The following is a 19,531-nucleotide window of genomic DNA, read 5'->3' as shown; positions in this document are numbered from 1 at the left end:
CAGGTGTGATTATGTTTTGTGTGCAATGTGAACAAACCATCCGTACCCCGGCAGGCAATGGCTGCTCTTACGCACAGGGTATGTGCGGCAAAACCGCAGAAACATCTGACCTGCAGGACCTGCTGATTGCGGCCCTGCAAGGCCTTTCCGCCTGGGCGTTCAAGGCCCGCGAATACGGCATTGTCGACCACTACGTCGACAGCTTCGCCCCGCGCGCCTTCTTCTCCACGCTGACCAACGTTAACTTCGACTCCCCGCGCATTGTCGGCTATGCCCGCGAAGCGATTGCCCTGCGTGAAGCGCTGAAAGCACAGTGCCTGAAGGCGGACGCCAGCGCCCGCGTGGAAAGTCCGATGTCAGAACTTCAGCTGATCAGCGACGATCTGGGCGACCTCCAGCGTCAGGCGGCAGAATTCACCCCGAATAAAGACAAGGCGGCGATTGGCGAGAACATTCTCGGCCTGCGCCTGCTGTGCCTGTACGGGCTGAAAGGCGCGGCGGCCTATATGGAACACGCGCACGTGCTCGGGCAATACGACAATGAGATTTACGCCCAGTACCACAAAATCATGGCGTGGCTGGGCACCTGGCCTGCCGATATGAATGCCCTGCTTGAGTGCTCAATGGAAATCGGCCAGATGAACTTCCGCGTGATGAGCATTCTGGATGCCGGTGAAACCAGCACCTACGGCCACCCGACGCCGACGCAGGTCAACGTCAAGGCGACCGAAGGCAAGTGCATCCTGATTTCCGGCCACGACCTGAAAGATCTCTACAATCTGCTGAAGCAAACCGAAGGCACCGGCGTTAACGTCTATACCCACGGCGAAATGCTGCCCGCGCACGGCTACCCGGAGCTGCGTAAATTTAAGCATCTGATCGGTAACTACGGCAGCGGCTGGCAGAACCAGCAGGTGGAGTTCGCCCGCTTCCCGGGCCCTATCGTGATGACCTCTAACTGCATCATCGACCCTACCGTCGGCGCGTATGACGACCGCATCTGGACCCGCAGCATCGTCGGCTGGCCGGGCGTGAGCCACCTCGAAGGCGACGATTTCGGTCCGGTTATCACCCAGGCGCAGCAGATGGCGGGCTTCCCGTACAGCGAGATCCCACACCTGATCACCGTCGGCTTTGGTCGTGAAACCCTGCTGGGCGCCGCTGATTCGCTGATCGACCTCGTCAGCCGTGAAAAGCTGCGCCATATCTTCCTCGTTGGCGGCTGCGACGGCGCGCGCGGCGAGCGTAACTACTTCACCGATTTCGCCACCCGCGTGCCGGAAGACTGCCTGATCCTGACCCTGGCGTGCGGCAAATACCGTTTCAACAAGCTGGACTTCGGCGACATCGAAGGCCTGCCGCGCCTGATCGATGCGGGCCAGTGTAACGATGCTTACTCAGCCATCATTCTGGCGGTCACGCTGGCGGAGAAACTGGGCTGCGGCGTGAACGACCTGCCGCTGTCGCTGGTGCTGTCATGGTTTGAGCAGAAAGCGATTGTCATCCTGCTGACCCTACTCTCTCTAGGCGTCACCAACATCGTGACCGGCCCGACCGCGCCTGGCTTCCTGACGCCGGACCTGCTGGAGGTGCTGAACGAGAAATTCGGTCTGCGTTCCGTGACCAACGTTGAAGATGATATGAAGCAGCTGCTGAGCGCGTAAGGAGTAACTCATGACCATGCCAACCCCACAATGTCCGTGGCGGATGCAGGTTCATCACATCCATCAGGAGACGCCGGATGTGTGGACGCTGTCGCTGCTGTGCCATGACTACTATCCGTACCGTGCGGGTCAGTATGCGCTGGTCAGCGTACGCCATTCGGCAGACACCCTGCGCGCCTACACCCTTTCTTCCACGCCGGGCGTGAGCGAGTACATCACGCTTACCGTCCGCCGTATTGATGACGGCGCGGGCTCGCAGTGGCTGACGCGGGACGTGAAGCGCGGGGATTATATCTGGCTGTCTGACGCACAGGGGGAATTCACCTGTGACGATAAGACGGAGGATAAATTCCTGCTGCTGGCGGCGGGCTGTGGCGTAACGCCGATTATGTCGATGCGCCGCTGGCTGGCAAAAAATCGCCCGCAGGCTGACGTGCAGGCGATCTTCAGCGTGCGTTCACCGGAAGATGTCATTTTTGCCGATGAGTGGCGGAATTATCCGGTAACGCTGGTGGCGGAGCACAACGCGACCCACGGCTTTGTGCCCGGTCGCCTGAGCCGCGAGCTGCTGCAAAGCGTGCCGGATATGGCGAACCGCACCGTGATGACCTGCGGCCCGGCGCCGTACATGGATAGCGTGGAAAAAGAGGTGAAAGCGCTTGGCGTGACCCGCTTCTTCAAAGAGCAGTTCTTCACGCCGGTGGCGGAAGCGGCAACCAGCGGCGTTAAGTTCACCAAACTGCAGCCTGCGCAGACCTTCTTTGGCCGCGTGGGGACCACGCTGCTGGAGGCGCTGGAAAGCAATAAGGTGCCGGTAGTGGCTGCCTGCCGTGCGGGCGTGTGCGGCTGCTGTAAGACGAAGGTGGTTTCGGGGGAGTATACCGTCACCAGCACCATGACGCTGTCCGACGCGGAAATTGCCGAGGGTTACGTGCTGGCGTGCTCGTGCCATCCACAGGGCAATCTCGTCCTCGCATAAACGTTAAATGTTAGATCGTAGGCCCGGTAAGCGTCAGCGCCACCGGGCTTTTGTTATCCTCACCGCCACGCCGGACCTTTCCCTACCGCAAACCGCCCTGCCCCTAAAAACGCGACAGCCAGCGAGCCGATAAAGAAGTACACCAGGCTTTCAATCGCCCATGCGCCTACCTTATCAAGGGCGAGCGTTTCCCCCATTCCCACCATCAGCCACGCTACGATCATCGTAAACGCCAGCACCAGCGCGGCCGGACGCGTAAAGAGCCCGGCAATAATCAGGATCGGCGCCACCACTTCGCCAACCAACACGCCGTAGGCGATAAATCCCGGCAACCCTTTTTCCACCAGCATGCCGCTGATAAAGCCCACGCCGCCAAAAAGCTTGTGCAAACCGTGAAAAAGCATCAGCCCGCCGACGGCAAGTCGTAACAAGAGTTTGCCAAGATCGTCGCACGATAGCTTTTCATTAACAGCAATTAACAATGATTTAACCATTTGAAATGATTCCTGTTTTCACCGAGGTATTGCCAGATTATGCCGAATAATTGCGCGTGAAAAGCACCTTTTAATTAGGGGGAGATGACGGGCAATACGGAGACTTTCTTCTAAGCTTGTAAGCGATATCACAAAAAGGAGACGGACAACCATGAAACAAACCGTGGCTGCATATATTGCGAAAACGCTCGAACAGGCTGGCGTGAAACGTATCTGGGGCGTAACCGGCGATTCCCTGAACGGACTTAGCGACAGCCTCAACAAGATGAAGACAATCGAATGGATGCCCACCCGCCATGAAGAGGTTGCCGCCTTCGCCGCAGGCGCTGAAGCACAGCTCACGGGAGAACTGGCCGTGTGTGCCGGATCGTGCGGGCCGGGTAACCTGCATCTGATCAACGGGCTGTTCGACTGTCACCGTAACCACGTGCCGGTGCTGGCGATTGCCGCTCATATCCCCTCTTCCGAAATCGGCAGCGGCTATTTTCAGGAGACGCATCCGCAGGAGCTGTTCCGTGAATGCAGCCACTATTGCGAGCTGGTTTCATCCCCGGAGCAGATCCCGCAGGTGCTGGCGATCGCCATGCGCAAGGCCGTGCTGAACCGCGGCGTTTCGGTGGTCGTTATCCCGGGCGATGTGGCCCTCAAGGCCGCACCGGAAGGTGCCAGCACCCACTGGTATCACGCTCCGCAGCCGGTGGTGACGCCAGCCGAGGAGGAGCTGAAAAAGCTGGCACAGCTGCTGCGTTACTCCAGCAATATCGCCCTGATGTGCGGCAGCGGCTGCGCGGGGGCGCACAAGGAGCTGCTTGAATTTGCCGGTAAGCTGAAATCGCCCATTGTCCACGCCCTGCGCGGCAAAGAGCACGTCGAGTACGACAACCCTTACGATGTGGGGATGACCGGTCTGATCGGTTTTTCCAGCGGCTTCCACACCATGATGAACGCCGACACGCTGATCCTGCTCGGCACCCAGTTCCCGTACCGCGCGTTCTACCCGACGGATGCGAAAATCATCCAGATTGATATCAACCCGGCCAGCATCGGCGCGCACAGCAAGGTCGATATGGCGCTGGTGGGCGACATTAAATCCACCCTTGCCGCCCTGCTGCCGCTGCTGGAAGAGAAAACCGATCGCAAGTTCCTCGATAAAGCGCTAAGTGACTATCGCGATGCGCGCAAGGGGCTGGACGATCTTGCCAAACCGAGCGACAAAGCCATTCACCCGCAGTATCTGGCGCAGCAGATCAGCCATTTCGCCGACGACGATGCCATCTTTACCTGCGACGTGGGCACGCCAACCGTCTGGGCCGCTCGCTATCTGAAGATGAACGGCAAGCGCCGCCTGCTCGGCTCGTTCAACCACGGCTCGATGGCCAACGCCATGCCGCAGGCGCTGGGCGCAAAAGCGACAGCGCCGGAGCGTCAGGTAGTGGCGATGTGCGGCGACGGCGGGTTCAGCATGCTGATGGGGGATTTCCTGTCGGTGGTGCAGATGAAGCTCCCGCTGAAAATTGTGGTCTTCAACAACAGCGTGCTGGGCTTCGTGGCGATGGAGATGAAGGCTGGCGGATATCTGACGGACGGCACCGAGCTGCACGATACCAACTTCGCGCGTATCGCCGAGGCCTGTGGCATCACCGGTATTCGCGTGGAGAAAGCCTCCGAGGTGGATGAAGCCCTGCAGCGCGCCTTCTCCATCGACGGTCCGGTGCTGGTGGATGTCGTCGTCGCCAAAGAGGAGCTGGCGATCCCACCGCAGATCAAGCTTGAGCAGGCCAAAGGCTTTAGCCTCTATATGCTGCGCGCGATCATCAGCGGGCGCGGTGACGAGGTGATCGAACTGGCAAAAACCAACTGGCTCAGGTAAAACATCTGGCATCGCCTTTTTAATAATAAGGACATGCCATGATCGATTTACGCAGTGATACCGTTACCCGCCCGAGCCGCGCCATGCTCGAAGAGATGATGGCCGCCCCGGTCGGGGACGACGTCTACGGTGACGATCCGACGGTAAACGAACTGCAGCGCTATGCCGCAGAGCTCAGCGGAAAAGAGGCCGCCCTGTTCCTGCCAACCGGTACGCAGGCTAACCTCGTGGCGCTGCTCAGCCACTGCGAGCGCGGTGAAGAGTACATCGTGGGCCAGGGCGCGCATAACTACCTCTACGAAGCCGGCGGTGCCGCGGTGCTCGGCAGCATTCAGCCGCAGCCGATTGACGCCGCGCCGGACGGCACCCTGCCGCTCGATAAGGTCGCGGCGAAAATCAAAGCCGACGATATTCACTTCGCCCGCACCCGGCTGCTCAGCCTTGAAAACACCCACAACGGCAAAGTGCTGCCGCGCGAATACCTGAAAGCCGCATGGGAATTTACCCGCGAGCGCAGGCTCGGCCTGCACGTGGACGGCGCGCGCATCTTCAACGCCGTGGTGGCGTACGGCTGCGAGCTGAAAGAGATTACGCAATACTGCGACTCGTTCACCATCTGCCTCTCTAAAGGGCTGGGTACGCCAGTGGGTTCCCTGCTGGTGGGCAATGCGGACTACATCAAACGCGCGAACCGCTGGCGCAAAATGACCGGCGGCGGCATGCGTCAGGCGGGTATTCTGGCGGCAGCGGGGCTGTATGCCCTGAAAAACAACGTGGCGCGCCTGAAGGACGATCACGACAACGCCGCGTGGATGGCGGCTCAGCTGCGCGAGATTGGCGCCGACGTGATGCGCCACGACACCAACATGCTGTTCGTTCGCGTGGGCGAGGATCGCGCCGCAGCGCTGGGGGAATTTATGAAAGCCCGTGGCGTGCTGATCAACGCCTCACCCGTCGTGCGTCTGGTCATGCATCTTGACGTCAGCCGCGAGCAGCTGGCCGACGTAGTGAAACACTGGCAGGCGTTTTTACAGCGATAAGGAGCATCACGTGCCGCAACGCATTCTGGTGCTCGGCGCCAGCGGATATATCGGTCAGCACCTCACCGCGGCGCTAAGCCAGCAGGGACACCGGGTGCTGGCAGCGGCACGCAACACGGAGCGCCTGCAAAAGCTCAGTTTACCTGGCGTCACCTGCCACAACGTTGATCTCAACTGGCCGAGGGAGCTTCCCTCGCTGCTGGAAGGGGTCGACACGCTTTACTACCTGGTGCACAGCATGGGCGAAGGCGGGGATTTTATCGCCCACGAGCGTCAGGTGGCGATGAACGTCCGCGATGCTCTTCTGCAAACGCCGGTGAAACAGGTGATTTTTTTAAGCTCGCTCCAGGCGCCCGAACATGAGCAGTCCGATCACCTGCGCGCCCGCCAGCTGACGGCTGAAACCCTGCGCGGCGCTGCTATTCCCGTCACCGAACTGCGCGCCGGAATTATCGTCGGCGCGGGCTCCGCCGCCTTCGAAGTGATGCGTGATATGGTGTATAACCTGCCGGTGCTCACGCCGCCGCGCTGGGTCCGTTCTCGCACCACGCCGATTGCGCTGGAGAACCTGCTGCATTATCTGGTGGCATTGCTGGATCACCCAACCGACCAGCACCGCGTGCTGGAGGCCGCCGGGCCTGAAGTCCTGAGCTATCAGGAGCAGTTCGAACATTTCATGCGCGTCAGCGGCCGCCGCCGCTGGCTGATCCCCATCCCCTTTCCAACCCGCTGGATCTCGGTGTGGTTTTTGAATGTGATCACCTCCGTGCCGCCGACGACCGCCAAAGCGCTGATCCAGGGGCTGAAGCACGATCTGCTGGCGGACGATCGCGCGCTGCGGGCACTCATACCCCAGGACCTGATCCGCTTTGACGATGCCGTGCGTAATACGCTGAAAGAGGAAGAGCAGCTGGTGAACTCCAGCGACTGGGGCTACGACGCCCAGGCGTTTGCCCGCTGGCGCCCGGAGTATGGCTATTACCCGAAACAGGCGGGCTGCACGGTGAAAACCCACGCCAGTCTGGCCGCGCTGTGGGAGGTAGTGAACCAGATTGGCGGCAAAGAACGTTATTTCTTCGGTAATCTCCTCTGGCAAACGCGCGGGGCAATGGATCTGCTGGTGGGGCACAGGCTGGCAAAAGGCCGCCCGGCACGCCCGTATCTTGAGGTGGGCGATGCGGTCGACAGCTGGAAGGTGATCATCGTCGAGCCGGAAAAACAGCTGGCGCTGCTGTTCGGTATGAAGGCCCCGGGGCTAGGCCGACTCTGCTTTACCCTGAAAGACAAAGGCGATCACCGTGAGCTGGACGTCCGCGCCTGGTGGCATCCGCACGGAATGCCGGGGCTGTTCTACTGGCTGTTGATGATCCCTGCCCACCTGTTTATCTTCCGCGGAATGGCGAAACGCATTGCGCAACGGGCAGAACAAAAGACGGAAAAGATATAAATAAAACTCTCTTTCTTTCACCTTTCCCATTGCATAGCGCCGTAATTCACGAAAGAATGCGCACGAAATTCTTTTTCAACACAGTGGATAGCTATGAAGGTACTGGTTACCGGGGCGACCAGCGGCTTAGGCCGAAATGCGGTCGAATTTCTGCGCAATAAAGGCATCAGCGTCAGGGCTACCGGTCGCAACGAAGCGATGGGTAAACTGCTGCAAAAAATGGGCGCAGAGTTCGTCCATGCTGACCTGACGGAGCTGGTCTCCTCTCAGGCAAAGGTGATGCTCGCCGGTATCGACACGCTATGGCACTGTTCCAGTTTTACCTCCCCGTGGGGGACCCAGGAAGCCTTCGATCTCGCCAACGTGCGCGCCACCCGTCGTCTGGGCGAATGGGCCGTTGCCTGGGGCGTGCGTAACTTTATTCATATCTCGTCACCGTCACTCTATTTCGACTATCACCACCATCGTGACGTGCAGGAAGATTTCCGCCCTGCCCGTTTTGCCTGTGAATTTGCCCGCAGCAAGGCGGCCAGCGAAGAGGTGATTGACCTGCTGGCGCAGTCAAACCCACATACCCGCTTTACGGTCCTGCGTCCGCAGAGCCTGTTCGGGCCGCACGATAAGGTGTTTATTCCCCGTCTGGCGCAGATGATGCACCACTACGGCAGCGTGCTGCTGCCGCGCGGCGGCGATGCGCTGGTGGATATGACCTATTACGAAAACGCCGTTCACGCTATGTGGCTGGCAAGCCAGCCGGACTGCGATAAGCTGATCTCCGGTCGCGCCTACAACATCACTAACGGCGAACCGTGCACGCTGCGCAGCATTGTGCAGCGGCTGATCGACGAACTGCAGATCGACTGCCGTATCCGTTCCGTGCCCTACCCGATGCTGGATATGATTGCCCGCAGCATGGAGCGTTTTGGCAGTAAATCGGCCAAAGAGCCTGCGCTGACGCATTACGGCGTCTCTAAACTCAACTTTGACTTCACGCTGGATATTTCGCGGGCGGAGAATGAGCTGGGGTATAAACCGGTTGTGACGCTGGATGAAGGGATTATGCGCACCGCGGCGTGGCTGCGGGATCACGGGAAGCTTCATCGCTAGCCTTTTTGCCCGGTGGCGACTTCCGCACCGTACTGTCCCCTCGCCCCTTTGGGGAGAGGGTTAGGGTGAGGGGAAAGAGCAAACACTAAAACGGCAACCTTTCGGTTGCCGTTTGCTTTTACAGTGCCGTCCAGGCATCAGCCCATGCCAGACCTGCGCCTGGCTCATAGTATGCCGGGGCGTTGTTACACCAGCCGCTGTACGGGAACGGTTTGCACTGGAACAGTTTACCGTGGTTGTTCACGATATCACCTGCCTTGTACTTGCTGTTCGCGCTCCACGCGGCGTAAGAGCCGGAAGTGCCTTCGTCCTGAGACGGTGCCGCTTTCGCCTTCACGTTCAGAAGGTAAGAGGTGGTGCTGCTCAGTTCGCCATCGCTAACGGTCAGACTCACTTCAATCTGCTGTGCTGTGGCGGATTCTGGCGCCCTGAAGGTCACAACCGCTTTGTCCTGACCGGTCACGGTCTGACCATCCTGTGAACGCCAGGTGTAGGTCAGCTTGTTACCGTCGGCGTCTGTGGAACCTTCCGCGCTCAGAGAAACCTGCGCACCGGCTTCAACGGCGCCAATTGGACCCGCAATATGCGCGACCGGGGCGTGGTTCACCGCCACCGGCTCAGCCGGGGTTTCATCCGGCGTCGGCGCTGGCGTTTCATCTTCTGCTGGCGTCGGCGCTGGCGTTACCGGGGTTTCGTCCGGGGTGGTGGCAGAGCCATCGTCGTTCACGATGTTGACGTTAAAGAACTTCTGCACGCACTTGCTGTAGTCACCCTCTTTAAAGGCGCTGAACGGCGTCTGGTAGCCCACCAGCTGGCAGGAGTAGGTCTGGCCAGTTGGGGTATCCGCGCTCCATCCCCAGTCCTGTTCCCAGTAAATCTTCAGGGCACCAGCACCGCCTTCATCGAACTGCTTCATGTTAGCGCAGCCCAGCACTTCGTTCGCCGGAACGGGCACTTTCAGGTAGTTCGCGAACTCTTTGTAGTACTTGATACGGTTTTGCGACTGGGCAATTTCAGTCGGGCCGCCGCACTCTACGCCACCGTTGATGATCTGGGTGGTCACGCCGAAGCCAGGGACCAGACCGTTGGCTTTATCGTGAGCGTTCGGCTGCCAGGTGCCGTCGATAACCTGCAGCATGCTTGGTTTTGGCGGCTGCGGGTAGGCGAAGAAGAAGATCGCACTCGCCAGGTTCAGCCAGGTGTCCGCCACCAGCTCAGGTTTTTCGAGTAGGGTACGCACGTCGCCGTACATCGCCTCAGAGAACGGACCGTAGTTGTAGTTGTAGGACAGCTGCTTCGCACCGCGACCGAAGTAGCTCAGGAAGTCGCCGTCTTTATCTTTCCCGCACGGCCAGGTCTGCCCCTGCCAGACGTCAGGGTTACATTCGCCGTTATAGCCGCCCTTCTGGCCTTCGCTCCAGCCCATTTCACGCACGTGAACCAGCGCCTGACGCCATTCGGCCTCCGGGCGCCAGCTCTCGTGGCCGCCGGTTTCCTGGGCAAAGTGGGCAAACATGGTAGCCAGCTCTTTACGACAGATGGCGTCGCTGTCGCGACCGTCGTTATAGGTCTTACACAGCGCCGGGAATTTACCTACCGCCTTCAGGAAGTTGCTGTAGGTGTACGCCTGCGCGCGCAGTGGGAAGAGATATTCCCAGTCGCTGGCCTTGACGATCCCTTCTACGCGCTTCACGTTTGCAGGGTTCGCCGCGCGGCCTGGCTCAATCATTTCTACCTGAGCATTGTCCAGCGTCTGAATAGTCTCTTTTACGGAGGCCATCAGCGGGAAGCTGGTCAGTTCTTTTTCCTTCTTCGCCAGATCGCTGGCTTTCATGGTGTACGGCTCACTGGGGGTTGCTTGCAGCGAGGCAGCCTGCACCATAAACGGGGCGACGCATGCGCCGGCAACGAGTACACTCAGTAACGTCCTTTTGTTCATTTCTGTATTCCTGTTAATAGAAGTTAAATTATAAAATCCCGGCTTATGTATTAATCCGTTAATAAATAAACCACAGACAGCTGTTTTCACTTTTCGAAGAACACCCTCGGGAATTCTTCAAAAATAAAAAACCTTAATAACGTGCCGCTAATTTCAATTGCTGATATTTCGCCCAGACTTTATGGGCATATTTCATGCGTTGCGGATAATTTTCTTTTTTTAACCCGGCGTTATACGCACCTACCGCCTCCCAGTTATAGCCATAGACCTTAATCATCCCGGACAGGATGGAAGCGCCGACCATGATGGAGGTACAGGGCTCGGTCATCAGCCGGTATTCATCGATCCCCCTGCTCTCAAGCTGCGCAAAATGGGAGCTGTTAATTTGCATTAGCCCAACATCACGCGTGCCGTCATGGTTTTGACCAACCGCGTACGGGTTCATGCCGGATTCAACGTTGGCGATGGCATATAATAAGTACGGATCGACATGATAATAATGCGCCGCTTTATCCCAACAGTTTGCCAGCGCGCTTTGGCTTATTATCAATAACAACAACATTACCTTTTTCATATTTACCTGCTGTAAGCGTCAGTGATTTCTCCTTAGCAACATCCTGTAAAATGAATTTTGAATCACTCACCACCCCAAAAGGGTGGTGAGTGATTACTGGGCTATATTATTTGCAGTCTGTTGATGGGCCTTCTTTCACCCATACATCGCTCTTAGCCGGGTTATCACCGCGGGTCCACCATTTGGCACGGTAAACGTTGCCCTGATAGGTTGTGGTTTCGCCGCCGTTGTAGACCAGGTCAGAACGCCAGTTCATCTTCACATTGCTGACCAGCTCCCAGGCATCCACACCGAAGCCAGGCTGGTTGCCCTGGGTCCAGTACTTCGCTTTCCACACCAGATGGTCGAAGCTTACGGTATCGCCATTGTTGTAGATTTTGCTGGCATCCCACGCGGCATATTTGCTGGCGTTAGCATCGACAGGCGCGTCGCAGCTACCGTTTGCAGTGCCTTCATCAGATGGCGGAGTCACCTCATCAGCCGGAGGGGTAACCTCGTCAGCAGGTGGGGTCACGTCATCAGCCGGCGGCGTAACCTCAGCCGGTTTCGGATTCACGGTAACCTGCACGTTAGACTGCACGCTGGTTTTACCATCACCGACAACGACGCTCAGCGTGTAAGTAGACGTTGAAGTCACCTCTGGCGCAGTGATGGTCACGTTCGCGCTATCGGTTCCGGTTGCGTGCATATCCGCCGGAATGCTCCAGGCGTAGGTCAGCGCGTCGCCGTCAGGATCCGCCGCCTGGGCATGCAGAGCATAGGTTTCACCCGCCTGCAGCGTTACCGCTTCCATCTGATTGACTACCGGCGCCTGGTTCGCTTTTGGCGCTTTGTTCACGACCTGCACATCAATTGCGTTGCTCAGGCCTTTCGCATCCGTTACCGTCAGGCGGAACGCCAGGGTCTGGTCGCTGGTCACGGCCGCAACGTTGAAGGTCGCTTTGGCTTTGGTACTGTTGGTGAGGGTCACCGATGGACCAGAAATCTGGGTCCACTTGTAGGTGATAGCATCGCCATCCGGGTCGGTAGAGGCAGAGCCATCCAGCGTAACGGTTGCCGGGCCTGAGACGTTCTGATCGGAAGATGACGCGATTGGCGCATGGTTAGTCACCACCGGATCAACCGTTGTAGCGCTGCCCAGTAGGCTTTCGTTCATCGCGTTCAGGATATCGCCGTTGTCAGCATCAATAGACCAGGAGAACAGACCACCCAGTTTGTTGGCCAGGACGTATTTGCCTTTCGCGGCCGCGGAGCGGGCATCTTCATAGGAGATCAGATCGCCCGTTGATTTGTTGAAGACGTAAGGCGCTTCTTCAGTCGCGTCGTAGCCATACTCCCAACCCGGCTTGCCTTTGTACTCATTTACGATCTGGCGATAGTCGACAACACCCGGTTCCCAGGTGCCTTTCACCATACCGGTTGCAGTACCGGTGAATGGATTATCGCCGGTGTAGCCGTGCACACCGGTCCAGCCACGGCCATACATACCTGTCCCCACGACGATCTTACCTGGCTGTACACCCTGCTGAAGCAGCGCATTCACGCCGTTTTCGGTGGTGTAGTTGGTATCTGGTCGCCATGACGGTGCACGCAGTGCGGCCTGGTGGCCCAGGTCGGTGTTGCTCCAGCCGCCGTAGAAGTCATAGCTCATAAGGAAGATGTGATCGAGATACTGCTGAGCGGTGGTGTAATCCACATCCTCAACTTTATCTTTACCGGCGCCAATGGCGCTGGTCAGCTCGTAGGAACGGCCCGTTTCGCTTGACAGTTCATTGAGCATCGCACGGAGATCGTGCATCAGCGCAGTGTAGGTCGCTTTATCCTGCTGCGGATTACCGAGGTTTTCACTCACACCGCCGCCGCCTGGGAATTCCCAGTCGATATCCACACCGTCAAAGAACTTCCAGGTTTGCAGGAAATCTTTTACAGACGATACAAAGCGAGCGCGGATCGCAGGATCGCCCATGTGGAAGAACGGATCGGACAAGGTCCAGCCACCGATGGATGGCAGGACTTTCAGGCCGGGATGCGCTTTTTTCAGCGCCATCAGCTGGCCGAAGTTCCCTTTGTAGGGGTCATCCCATCCAGACACGCCAGCCTGCGGTTTTTGCAGGGCAGCCCATGGGTCGTGGATAGCCACGGTATAGTCCGGGCGGCCTGCACAATCACGCTGCAATACGGCGAAGCTGTTACCACCTTCAACGGTTTTCAGACCATCGTTGATGCCATCGCCACCGCAGATTGGAATAAAGCCGTACAGGATGTGGTTCAGGTTAGCGGCAGGGATTTTATCAACCGGGAAGTTACGGCCGTATACGCCCCACTCAGGGAAATAGGCCCCGACGACCTTATCGGTATGCTCAGAGAAGGTTTTATTGTTCTCTTTCATGGTTGTATTCAGCGGCAGCAGATGGCTGCCGTCGGTGTCCGCCACAATAATCAGCTTGCTGGCACTTTTGGTACAGCCGCTGGCGTTACACAACTCAACCTGTTCCTGGTAACGGCCACCTTTTTTCACTTTAAACGTCGCGGAGCCGGAAGCGCTACCGGCCCCGGTCCAGACAGGGGTGCCATCAAGCAGAACTTTTGCAGACGTTGGCGCAGCGCCACTCCAGACATTCCACTCAACTTTCACATCCACGCCATCTTTATGCACTTTGACAAGGCTGTTGTAGTCCTGAGCCGCCTGGTCTACCTCTACCAGCGCAAATTTATCATTGCCGCTGCTGATAGTAGGTGTACCCGGTGCTGCTGCAAATGCGGAGCCGGATGCCGCCGCAATGAAGAGCGCCAGATATTTAGGCTTCATAAATTTCATTTTTATTTCCTGATAAATTTATTCGTGACGTTAATAATCCATGTCTTCCTTGAGAGCATGGAATCTATTTGCATAATGCGTATTTAACTGACCTTACAACCGTGACAAGAAAATATTTTTCTGCGTTGTATTCCTCCATAAAAAGATACAAGCCAAAATTCCGTATAGCTTATATCCCTTACGATACACTGGGCGCAAAGAGACGTCCTGCTCTTACACCGCCGAAAAAATTGACAAAAAAACTTGACCGAAATATTTAAAATATGAAAGCAAACTGCTGCGCAATAAATACCACTATTCCAGCAAATGAGAGATAGGGTCCGAAAGCAATAATGAGGTTATTTTTATTTAAGATATTCAGGATGAAATAACCGACAATACCGCTTAAGGCGGCGACTAATACCAGCGTGGGTAACGCCTGCCAGCCGCACCAGGCCCCCAAAGCCGCCAGCAGCTTAAAATCGCCATAGCCCAGCCCTTCCCGCCCGGTACCAAGCCGAAATGCCCAGTAGAGCAGCCAAAGAGAGAGATAACCTGCCACGGCACCAAAAAGCGCATCGCGTAGCGGCATCGTATGGTCAAACGTATGGAGCAACAGGCCAGCCCACAGCAGAGGCTGCGTCAGGCAATCCGGCAGCAGCTGATGCCGCCAGTCGATCAAGGACAGAGGCAACAAGAACGCCGCCAGTACCCACAGGGAGAACAAGACCTGTACGTTTGGCATACACCAGGCGGTGACGCCAAAAAACAGCGCGGAAAAAAGTTCGATCAAAAATATCCTCAATGGGATACCCACGCCGCAGCGGCTACAACGTCCACGCAGGAGAAGCCAGCTGACCAGCGGAATATTCTCCCAGGCGGCCAGGGTGTGCTGACACGCCGGGCAGTGCGACGCCGGAAAGAGCAAATTACCGCCGTCCTCTTCCTCCATCACCATGCCCGGTACGCGCTCGGCGACGACGCCCAGAAAGCTCCCCACAATGCCGCCCAGAATCGCACTCATTAGCGGGAACCCCACCGGGTAGACCTCCCGCATCAGCGCGAAGGTGTTCATGCGGCTTTGCTCCAGGTGAGCTGGACTTCCGCTTTTACATCACTGAGGCGATCGACCGGCGTGAGGTTCATTTTTTGCAGCCTGACGCCTGAGGTCTGGTTTATTTCCCGCAGCCAGTTCTTTAATTCGTAGACGTTAACGCGATTTACGACGAACGATAAGGTTTGTCCATCCTGACGCACATCCGTCAGAGGAAGATTAATTTCCTGTGCGCTACTCTCCACCACCGTACGCGGATTATCTGTTTTGACAATCTGGACCTGGATATGGTTTTTATCTATTTCACTGCGCATCCAGTTCAGCGTCTCTTTTTGTCTGCTCAGCGTGGCTTTACTGTTCAGAATCATATTATCCAGCGGGATCATGCCTGCGTAATAAACGGCCGTCCCCGCAAGGGCAACGGCACATATTTTTATAATGACTTTTTCCCTGGTGCTGTAATTCTGATAACGAGACTTAAGCTGCGAGATTCGCTCTTTCATTTATATTTCCCTGCGATCATGGCGGTATAAGGTGCAGCGGTAGAAACAGGCTGCAGGGTAAAATCAAAATTTTCCCCCGCCTGATCCACAAACGTCTGCAACGCGGTTTGGTTTTGCGCACTGACGCTCAGCGTCAGCGTGTTCTGTTGGGCGTCGTATTCCAGCAGATCGATTTCCATCGCCGGCACGGCCTGCCTGGCTTTCTCCAGCGCTTCAAGCTGCAAAAATACCCCTTTGGTCTGCTTTTTCATGTTTTGATCAAAGTGGTATTTGATGTTGGTCTTCTGACGCATACTCGGAAAATGGTGCTGAAAAACCTGAGCGATCTCCTGCTGATTAGCATTCTCCTGCTGCACCAGCATCCAGGCCATGGCGACGCGCGGGCCGAGCAACAGGCCGAGAGACAGCAGGCCCGCTGCGGCCATTGTCGCTTTCATGCCTTTCGTGGCTTTACCCGAGCCCGCTTTCGCGCTGAATTCACCGTGCATGATATTCACGCGGCAGGTTTGCCACTGCGGCTGGATCAGTACCAGCGGATGCTGCCAGGGCTGCAGGAGGTCAACGTCAACTCCTTCAGGCTGTGCGCCGTAGCAGCACACCTCGCCCGCTTTTTGCATCAGCAGCGGCAGCAGGCTGGCCTCCATCTCCCCAGCGGTGTGGGTAGATAAACGCAGCCAGTAGCTTTCATCCTGCTTAACCAGCGTGCTTCCTCCCTCTGCTACCGGCAGCAGCCAGGCATCCGGCAACGCCTGGATCACCTTCATTCCGGCGGCCTGAAAACGGGTTAACCATCCGCGCAGCAGGTCGGCATCAATCGCCACCGCATCGACCTCGGCGCCCTTTTTGTTGAGCACCGTCCAGTGAAGATTATCCACGTCACCAATCAGCGTCTCTTCCGCCATCCACGAGAATGCCGTCGCCTGCGAGGCAACTTTCTTCGGCAGCGTAAAGTGGCGGAAGATCATGTTGCTGGCAGGCAGCAGCAGGCAAACGCGTGCCGCCAGGGGATGGTTAATCAGCGCATCCAGGCTATCCAGCGTCTCAACCTGCTCGCTGCCGGAGACACACCACATTATTTTCCCGCCCTCGCGGCTGTCGGGACGAACAAAAAGGACCTGTTTCATAGCGTTCTACTTTTCTTATTCAATCATTCGGTAACGGCGCTGCCACGTCACGATCTCACCGGCTTCGTTATTGACCTGAAGCTGGCTCACCACGCGAAGCGTTAATTCATCGGTATTGCCGGTATAATTGACGCGGAAATACCGGCTGTTAATGGAGAGATAGTCGGCCACCTGCGGAAGGTCGTCTTTCAACTGCGGGAAGGCCTGCTCCAGCGCTTTGCTGAAGGTTTCCATACTTTCCCAGCCGGTTTCAGGACGCGATTCAATCAGGCGAACGGCATCATCTTCATTGAGTTTTCCCGGGAACAGCGCGGCCAGTAAGGCGGCCTGCTCCGGTTTCAGGGTATTCACATCCACCTTGCTGGCGGCGTCCGGCAGCGCGCACAGCAGCTTGCTCACCTTCGGGTAAGCGGCAGCCGGAAATGCGGGCAGCAGCGTGATCTCGGCAATGGTGCGCATCATCTGGTTCGCCGGTTGGCGAGCGGGCACCACGCCAGCCCAGGCATCGGTCTCAGCGCCCTCTTTGGCCGTCGTCGTGTCGCCATCGAGATAGTCCACCAGCTGCAGATACACCTCTTCCGCATTGGTCTGGCTCAGGCCGCTCTGCGTCAGAAGCTGTTCAACAATCTGTTCTCTGCGGGGCTTTTCCGGCACCGCCGGGGGGTTTTGCCCCTGGGCAACTTTCTCGACCGCCAGCAGGTTGTTGACGTTAAAGCAGTCCTGCGCGTCTTCCACCTGGCCGACCACCGTGTAGTCTTCGCCCCGGGTTTCCAGCGGCTGATGCCAGTCGCCGTCGGGGGAGAGCGCTTTGCTTTCCCCGCTGGCGTCGGCCTGCAGCCGGTCCTTCGCCACCTTTTCCTGGGCCTGCATCGCCCAGCGCAGCTGCTGCTGGCTTACCTGGTAATGCGTTTTTTGCAGGTTGCGGCAGAACTGCTGGCTGATTTTGGCAGCCAGCGCCGACATCATCACCAGCAGGATCAGCACCACTAGCAGAGCTACGCCTTTCTGTTTACGCAATGCACTCATGATTTTGCTTCCGGTGGCGGTACGGGGGCGTTTTCAGGTGCAGCCGCTTCAGGCAGATCGCCCGGCGTCGTAAAGACCCAGCGCCAGGTATCGCCATTTTCCATGGTCAACGTCAGCTCCACGCCGTCCGGCAGATGCGCCGGGTCGCTCCATCTTTTCTGCCAGCCCTGACGGTAAAAACGCCACTGCAGGGATTTCACGTCGCTGACAATCGGCACCTCGTCGGGTTTCGCGTCCGCCGGGCCGTCAATCACCGGCCAGACGTCGCGATACAGATGCCCTTGTTCCAGCCGCCAGCGCACGCGCTCCAGCTGGACCGTGCCGCTCACGCCGTTCAGCGTGGTCAGCTCAAGCGCATCGTCCACCTGACGGAACAGATCCGGCTCGTTGCGCGGCGCGCGCGCCTGCAACTGGTAGAAATCACGTTCCATCAGGTTCCAGGCGCGCTGCAGCTGATTGAGCTTCGCCGCGCTGGCGTCGGTGGCCGAACTGGTGCGCATCGCCCCGTCCAGAATTTGCCAGGCCAGGGTGCTGATCACCGCAAAAATGGTCAGGGCAATCATGATCTCCAGCAGGGTAAAACCGCGCTGGCGTCGGGTTCTCTTCACTGGCTCTCTCCTGGCCCAACGATCTGCAGCGAAATTACCGGCTGGCTGTCGTCGCCTTCCGCATACACGCGAATCGCGTTAGCCCAGCCCTTGTCGGCGGTTTTGACCCGCTGCTTGCGCCAGTTCCAGCTTCGCCCGCCCATGATTTCCGTTCCCTGCTCCTCAGCATCCGGGAAGTCGGTTTTCGCGAGCTGCGCTTCCGCCAGCTGGTTCTCGGCCACCCAACTGGCCTGCAGCGTGTCGGCCAGCCCGTGGGTAAAACGCACGTTCAGAGAGACCGAGTTCATCAGCGCCAGCGCGGCGGTGGAGAAGATGACCAGCGCGACCATCACCTCCAGCAGCGTCATCCCGTTCTGCTTAACCTTGCCTTTAGTCATCGTTCTCTACCGATACCGGGGCCGCGCCCTGCGACACCACGCGGAAATGGTGCTGTTTGTCGTAGCTTTGCAGCGTCAGCGTAAAGCGGCCAATCTCACCGTCCGGCAGAAAGAGGATCTGGGGATCGGCCTCGACGGTGGCCGCCAGGCGCTGGGGCGACAGCGATACATGCATCTCCTGCGGAAAATCGCCTTTGGTGGTAATTCGTCCGGCAGATAAAGGCACCCAGTGACGCACGCCATTTTTATCGTCGAGCGTGACCAGCTGATATTTATCGGTGGTGATTACCAGCCCAACGATATTTCCGTCCATTACCGCGCGGTCTGAACCATAATCAACGAGGGCTTTTAATTGCTGGCCAAATATATCCGCACCGCTGCGTGAGGGTATTGTTGACACCACCATCATGGCGCAGCTGGCAAATATCACCAGCGCCAGAATAATTTCCAGCAACGTAAAGCCGCGTTGATTTTTCATTATTTCTCTTTCTTATCCAGAGACCAGTTCGTAATATCATCGGCGGTATTGGCTTCGCCGTCTGGACCGGCAGAAAAGACGTCTACGGCGCCGTGTTCGCCCGGGCTGACGAGCAGATAATCGTTTCCCCACGGGTCCTGCGGCAGGCGGCGAATATAGCCGTCAGCGCGGTAGCCGTTCGGGATGGGTGCGATTTCAGGCTTGGTCACCAGCGCCTGCAGGCCCTGCTCTGTTGTCGGGTAGCGGTGGTTATCGAGCTTATACATATCCAGCGAGCCTTCGAGCGCGACAATATCGCTGGTCGCTTTTTGCGTATCCGCTTTTTCTTTATTGCCCATTAAGTTTGGTACCACCATACTCGCTAAAACGCCGAGAATAACGATCACCACCATTAATTCGAGCAAGGTGAAGCCCGCCTGGCGAGCCAGGTTTTTACGTTTTATAGCCATG

General features: G+C 57.5%; 18 protein-coding genes. 6 read left to right on the top strand and 12 right to left on the bottom strand.

Features of this window, described 5'->3' with window-relative positions; translation table 11 throughout:
* Window positions 1-11 precede the first annotated feature (11 nt).
* A complete protein-coding gene (hcp, locus tag GXP72_RS07400) occupies window positions 12-1,664 on the top strand; it encodes a hydroxylamine reductase (protein WP_061715653.1) in 1,653 nt (550 codons plus the stop codon).
* A gap of 10 nt (window positions 1,665-1,674) precedes the next feature.
* Window positions 1,675-2,643: an NADH oxidoreductase gene (hcr, locus tag GXP72_RS07395; protein ID WP_061715654.1), complete on the top strand. Its 969-nt coding sequence runs from the start codon at window positions 1,675-1,677 to the stop codon at window positions 2,641-2,643.
* A gap of 59 nt (window positions 2,644-2,702) precedes the next feature.
* Here hcr and GXP72_RS07390 read toward each other — a convergent pair whose 3' ends face one another.
* A complete protein-coding gene (locus GXP72_RS07390; RefSeq protein ID WP_061715655.1) occupies window positions 2,703-3,137 on the bottom strand; it encodes a DoxX family protein in 435 nt (144 codons plus the stop codon).
* A gap of 151 nt (window positions 3,138-3,288) precedes the next feature.
* Here GXP72_RS07390 and poxB point away from each other — a divergent pair, with 151 nt between their 5' ends.
* The 4 genes from poxB to GXP72_RS07370 all read left to right on the top strand — a co-directional run bounded on the left by poxB (window position 3,289) and on the right by GXP72_RS07370 (window position 8,601).
* Complete coding sequence (poxB, locus tag GXP72_RS07385; protein ID WP_024907822.1) at window positions 3,289-5,007, top strand: ubiquinone-dependent pyruvate dehydrogenase; 1,719 nt, start codon at window positions 3,289-3,291, stop codon at window positions 5,005-5,007.
* Window positions 5,008-5,045: 38 nt separating this feature from the next.
* Window positions 5,046-6,047 carry a low-specificity L-threonine aldolase gene (gene ltaE / locus GXP72_RS07380; RefSeq protein WP_048990963.1) on the top strand — a complete coding sequence of 334 codons (1,002 nt, stop codon included), beginning with the start codon at window positions 5,046-5,048 and terminating at the stop codon, window positions 6,045-6,047.
* 10 nt (window positions 6,048-6,057) lie between these two features.
* Window positions 6,058-7,494 (top strand): SDR family oxidoreductase, encoded by a 1,437-nt coding sequence (locus GXP72_RS07375; protein ID WP_208763681.1) that lies wholly within the window; start codon window positions 6,058-6,060, stop codon window positions 7,492-7,494.
* 93 nt (window positions 7,495-7,587) lie between these two features.
* A complete protein-coding gene (locus tag GXP72_RS07370) occupies window positions 7,588-8,601 on the top strand; it encodes an NAD(P)-dependent oxidoreductase (RefSeq protein ID WP_024907825.1) in 1,014 nt (337 codons plus the stop codon).
* Window positions 8,602-8,719: 118 nt separating this feature from the next.
* Here GXP72_RS07370 and GXP72_RS07365 read toward each other — a convergent pair whose 3' ends face one another.
* From GXP72_RS07365 to gspG, 11 genes are all read right to left on the bottom strand, one after another.
* Window positions 8,720-10,540, bottom strand: coding sequence for a chitinase (locus GXP72_RS07365; RefSeq protein ID WP_208763680.1), 1,821 nt, complete (start codon window positions 10,538-10,540; stop codon window positions 8,720-8,722).
* Between the two features lie 133 nt (window positions 10,541-10,673).
* Window positions 10,674-11,114 carry a type III secretion system invasion protein IagB gene (gene iagB, locus GXP72_RS07360; protein ID WP_024907827.1) on the bottom strand — a complete coding sequence of 147 codons (441 nt, stop codon included), beginning with the start codon at window positions 11,112-11,114 and terminating at the stop codon, window positions 10,674-10,676.
* Window positions 11,115-11,220: 106 nt separating this feature from the next.
* Window positions 11,221-13,932 carry a glycosyl hydrolase family 18 protein gene (locus GXP72_RS07355; protein WP_208763679.1) on the bottom strand — a complete coding sequence of 904 codons (2,712 nt, stop codon included), beginning with the start codon at window positions 13,930-13,932 and terminating at the stop codon, window positions 11,221-11,223.
* A gap of 256 nt (window positions 13,933-14,188) precedes the next feature.
* Entirely contained in the window at window positions 14,189-14,986 is a 798-nt protein-coding gene (locus GXP72_RS07350; protein ID WP_208763678.1) for an A24 family peptidase, read from the bottom strand.
* Window positions 14,983-15,468: a type II secretion system protein M gene (locus tag GXP72_RS07345; RefSeq protein ID WP_208763677.1), complete on the bottom strand. Its 486-nt coding sequence runs from the start codon at window positions 15,466-15,468 to the stop codon at window positions 14,983-14,985. The genes GXP72_RS07350 and GXP72_RS07345 overlap by 4 nt, the downstream gene beginning before the upstream one ends.
* Window positions 15,465-16,592, bottom strand: coding sequence for a type II secretion system protein GspL (gspL, locus tag GXP72_RS07340; protein WP_208763676.1), 1,128 nt, complete (start codon window positions 16,590-16,592; stop codon window positions 15,465-15,467). Before gspL ends, GXP72_RS07345 begins: the two co-directional genes overlap by 4 nt.
* Before the next feature lie 15 nt (window positions 16,593-16,607).
* Window positions 16,608-17,618, bottom strand: coding sequence for a type II secretion system minor pseudopilin GspK (gene gspK, locus GXP72_RS07335; RefSeq protein ID WP_208763675.1), 1,011 nt, complete (start codon window positions 17,616-17,618; stop codon window positions 16,608-16,610).
* Window positions 17,615-18,226, bottom strand: coding sequence for a type II secretion system minor pseudopilin GspJ (gene gspJ / locus GXP72_RS07330; RefSeq protein WP_208763674.1), 612 nt, complete (start codon window positions 18,224-18,226; stop codon window positions 17,615-17,617). Before gspJ ends, gspK begins: the two co-directional genes overlap by 4 nt.
* Window positions 18,223-18,603, bottom strand: coding sequence for a type II secretion system minor pseudopilin GspI (gene gspI / locus GXP72_RS07325; protein ID WP_208763673.1), 381 nt, complete (start codon window positions 18,601-18,603; stop codon window positions 18,223-18,225). Before gspI ends, gspJ begins: the two co-directional genes overlap by 4 nt.
* Window positions 18,596-19,081 carry a type II secretion system minor pseudopilin GspH gene (gene gspH / locus GXP72_RS07320; RefSeq protein ID WP_208763672.1) on the bottom strand — a complete coding sequence of 162 codons (486 nt, stop codon included), beginning with the start codon at window positions 19,079-19,081 and terminating at the stop codon, window positions 18,596-18,598. Before gspH ends, gspI begins: the two co-directional genes overlap by 8 nt.
* Window positions 19,081-19,530 (bottom strand): type II secretion system major pseudopilin GspG, encoded by a 450-nt coding sequence (gspG, locus tag GXP72_RS07315; RefSeq protein ID WP_024907836.1) that lies wholly within the window; start codon window positions 19,528-19,530, stop codon window positions 19,081-19,083. The genes gspH and gspG overlap by 1 nt, the downstream gene beginning before the upstream one ends.
* Window position 19,531 lies beyond the last annotated feature (1 nt).

The sequence above is a fragment of the Enterobacter sp. SES19 genome, assembly GCF_011765665.1.
In the GTDB taxonomy this organism is placed as follows: domain Bacteria; phylum Pseudomonadota; class Gammaproteobacteria; order Enterobacterales; family Enterobacteriaceae; genus Enterobacter; species Enterobacter pseudoroggenkampii.
This window is presented reverse-complemented; position numbering and strand designations above follow the sequence as displayed.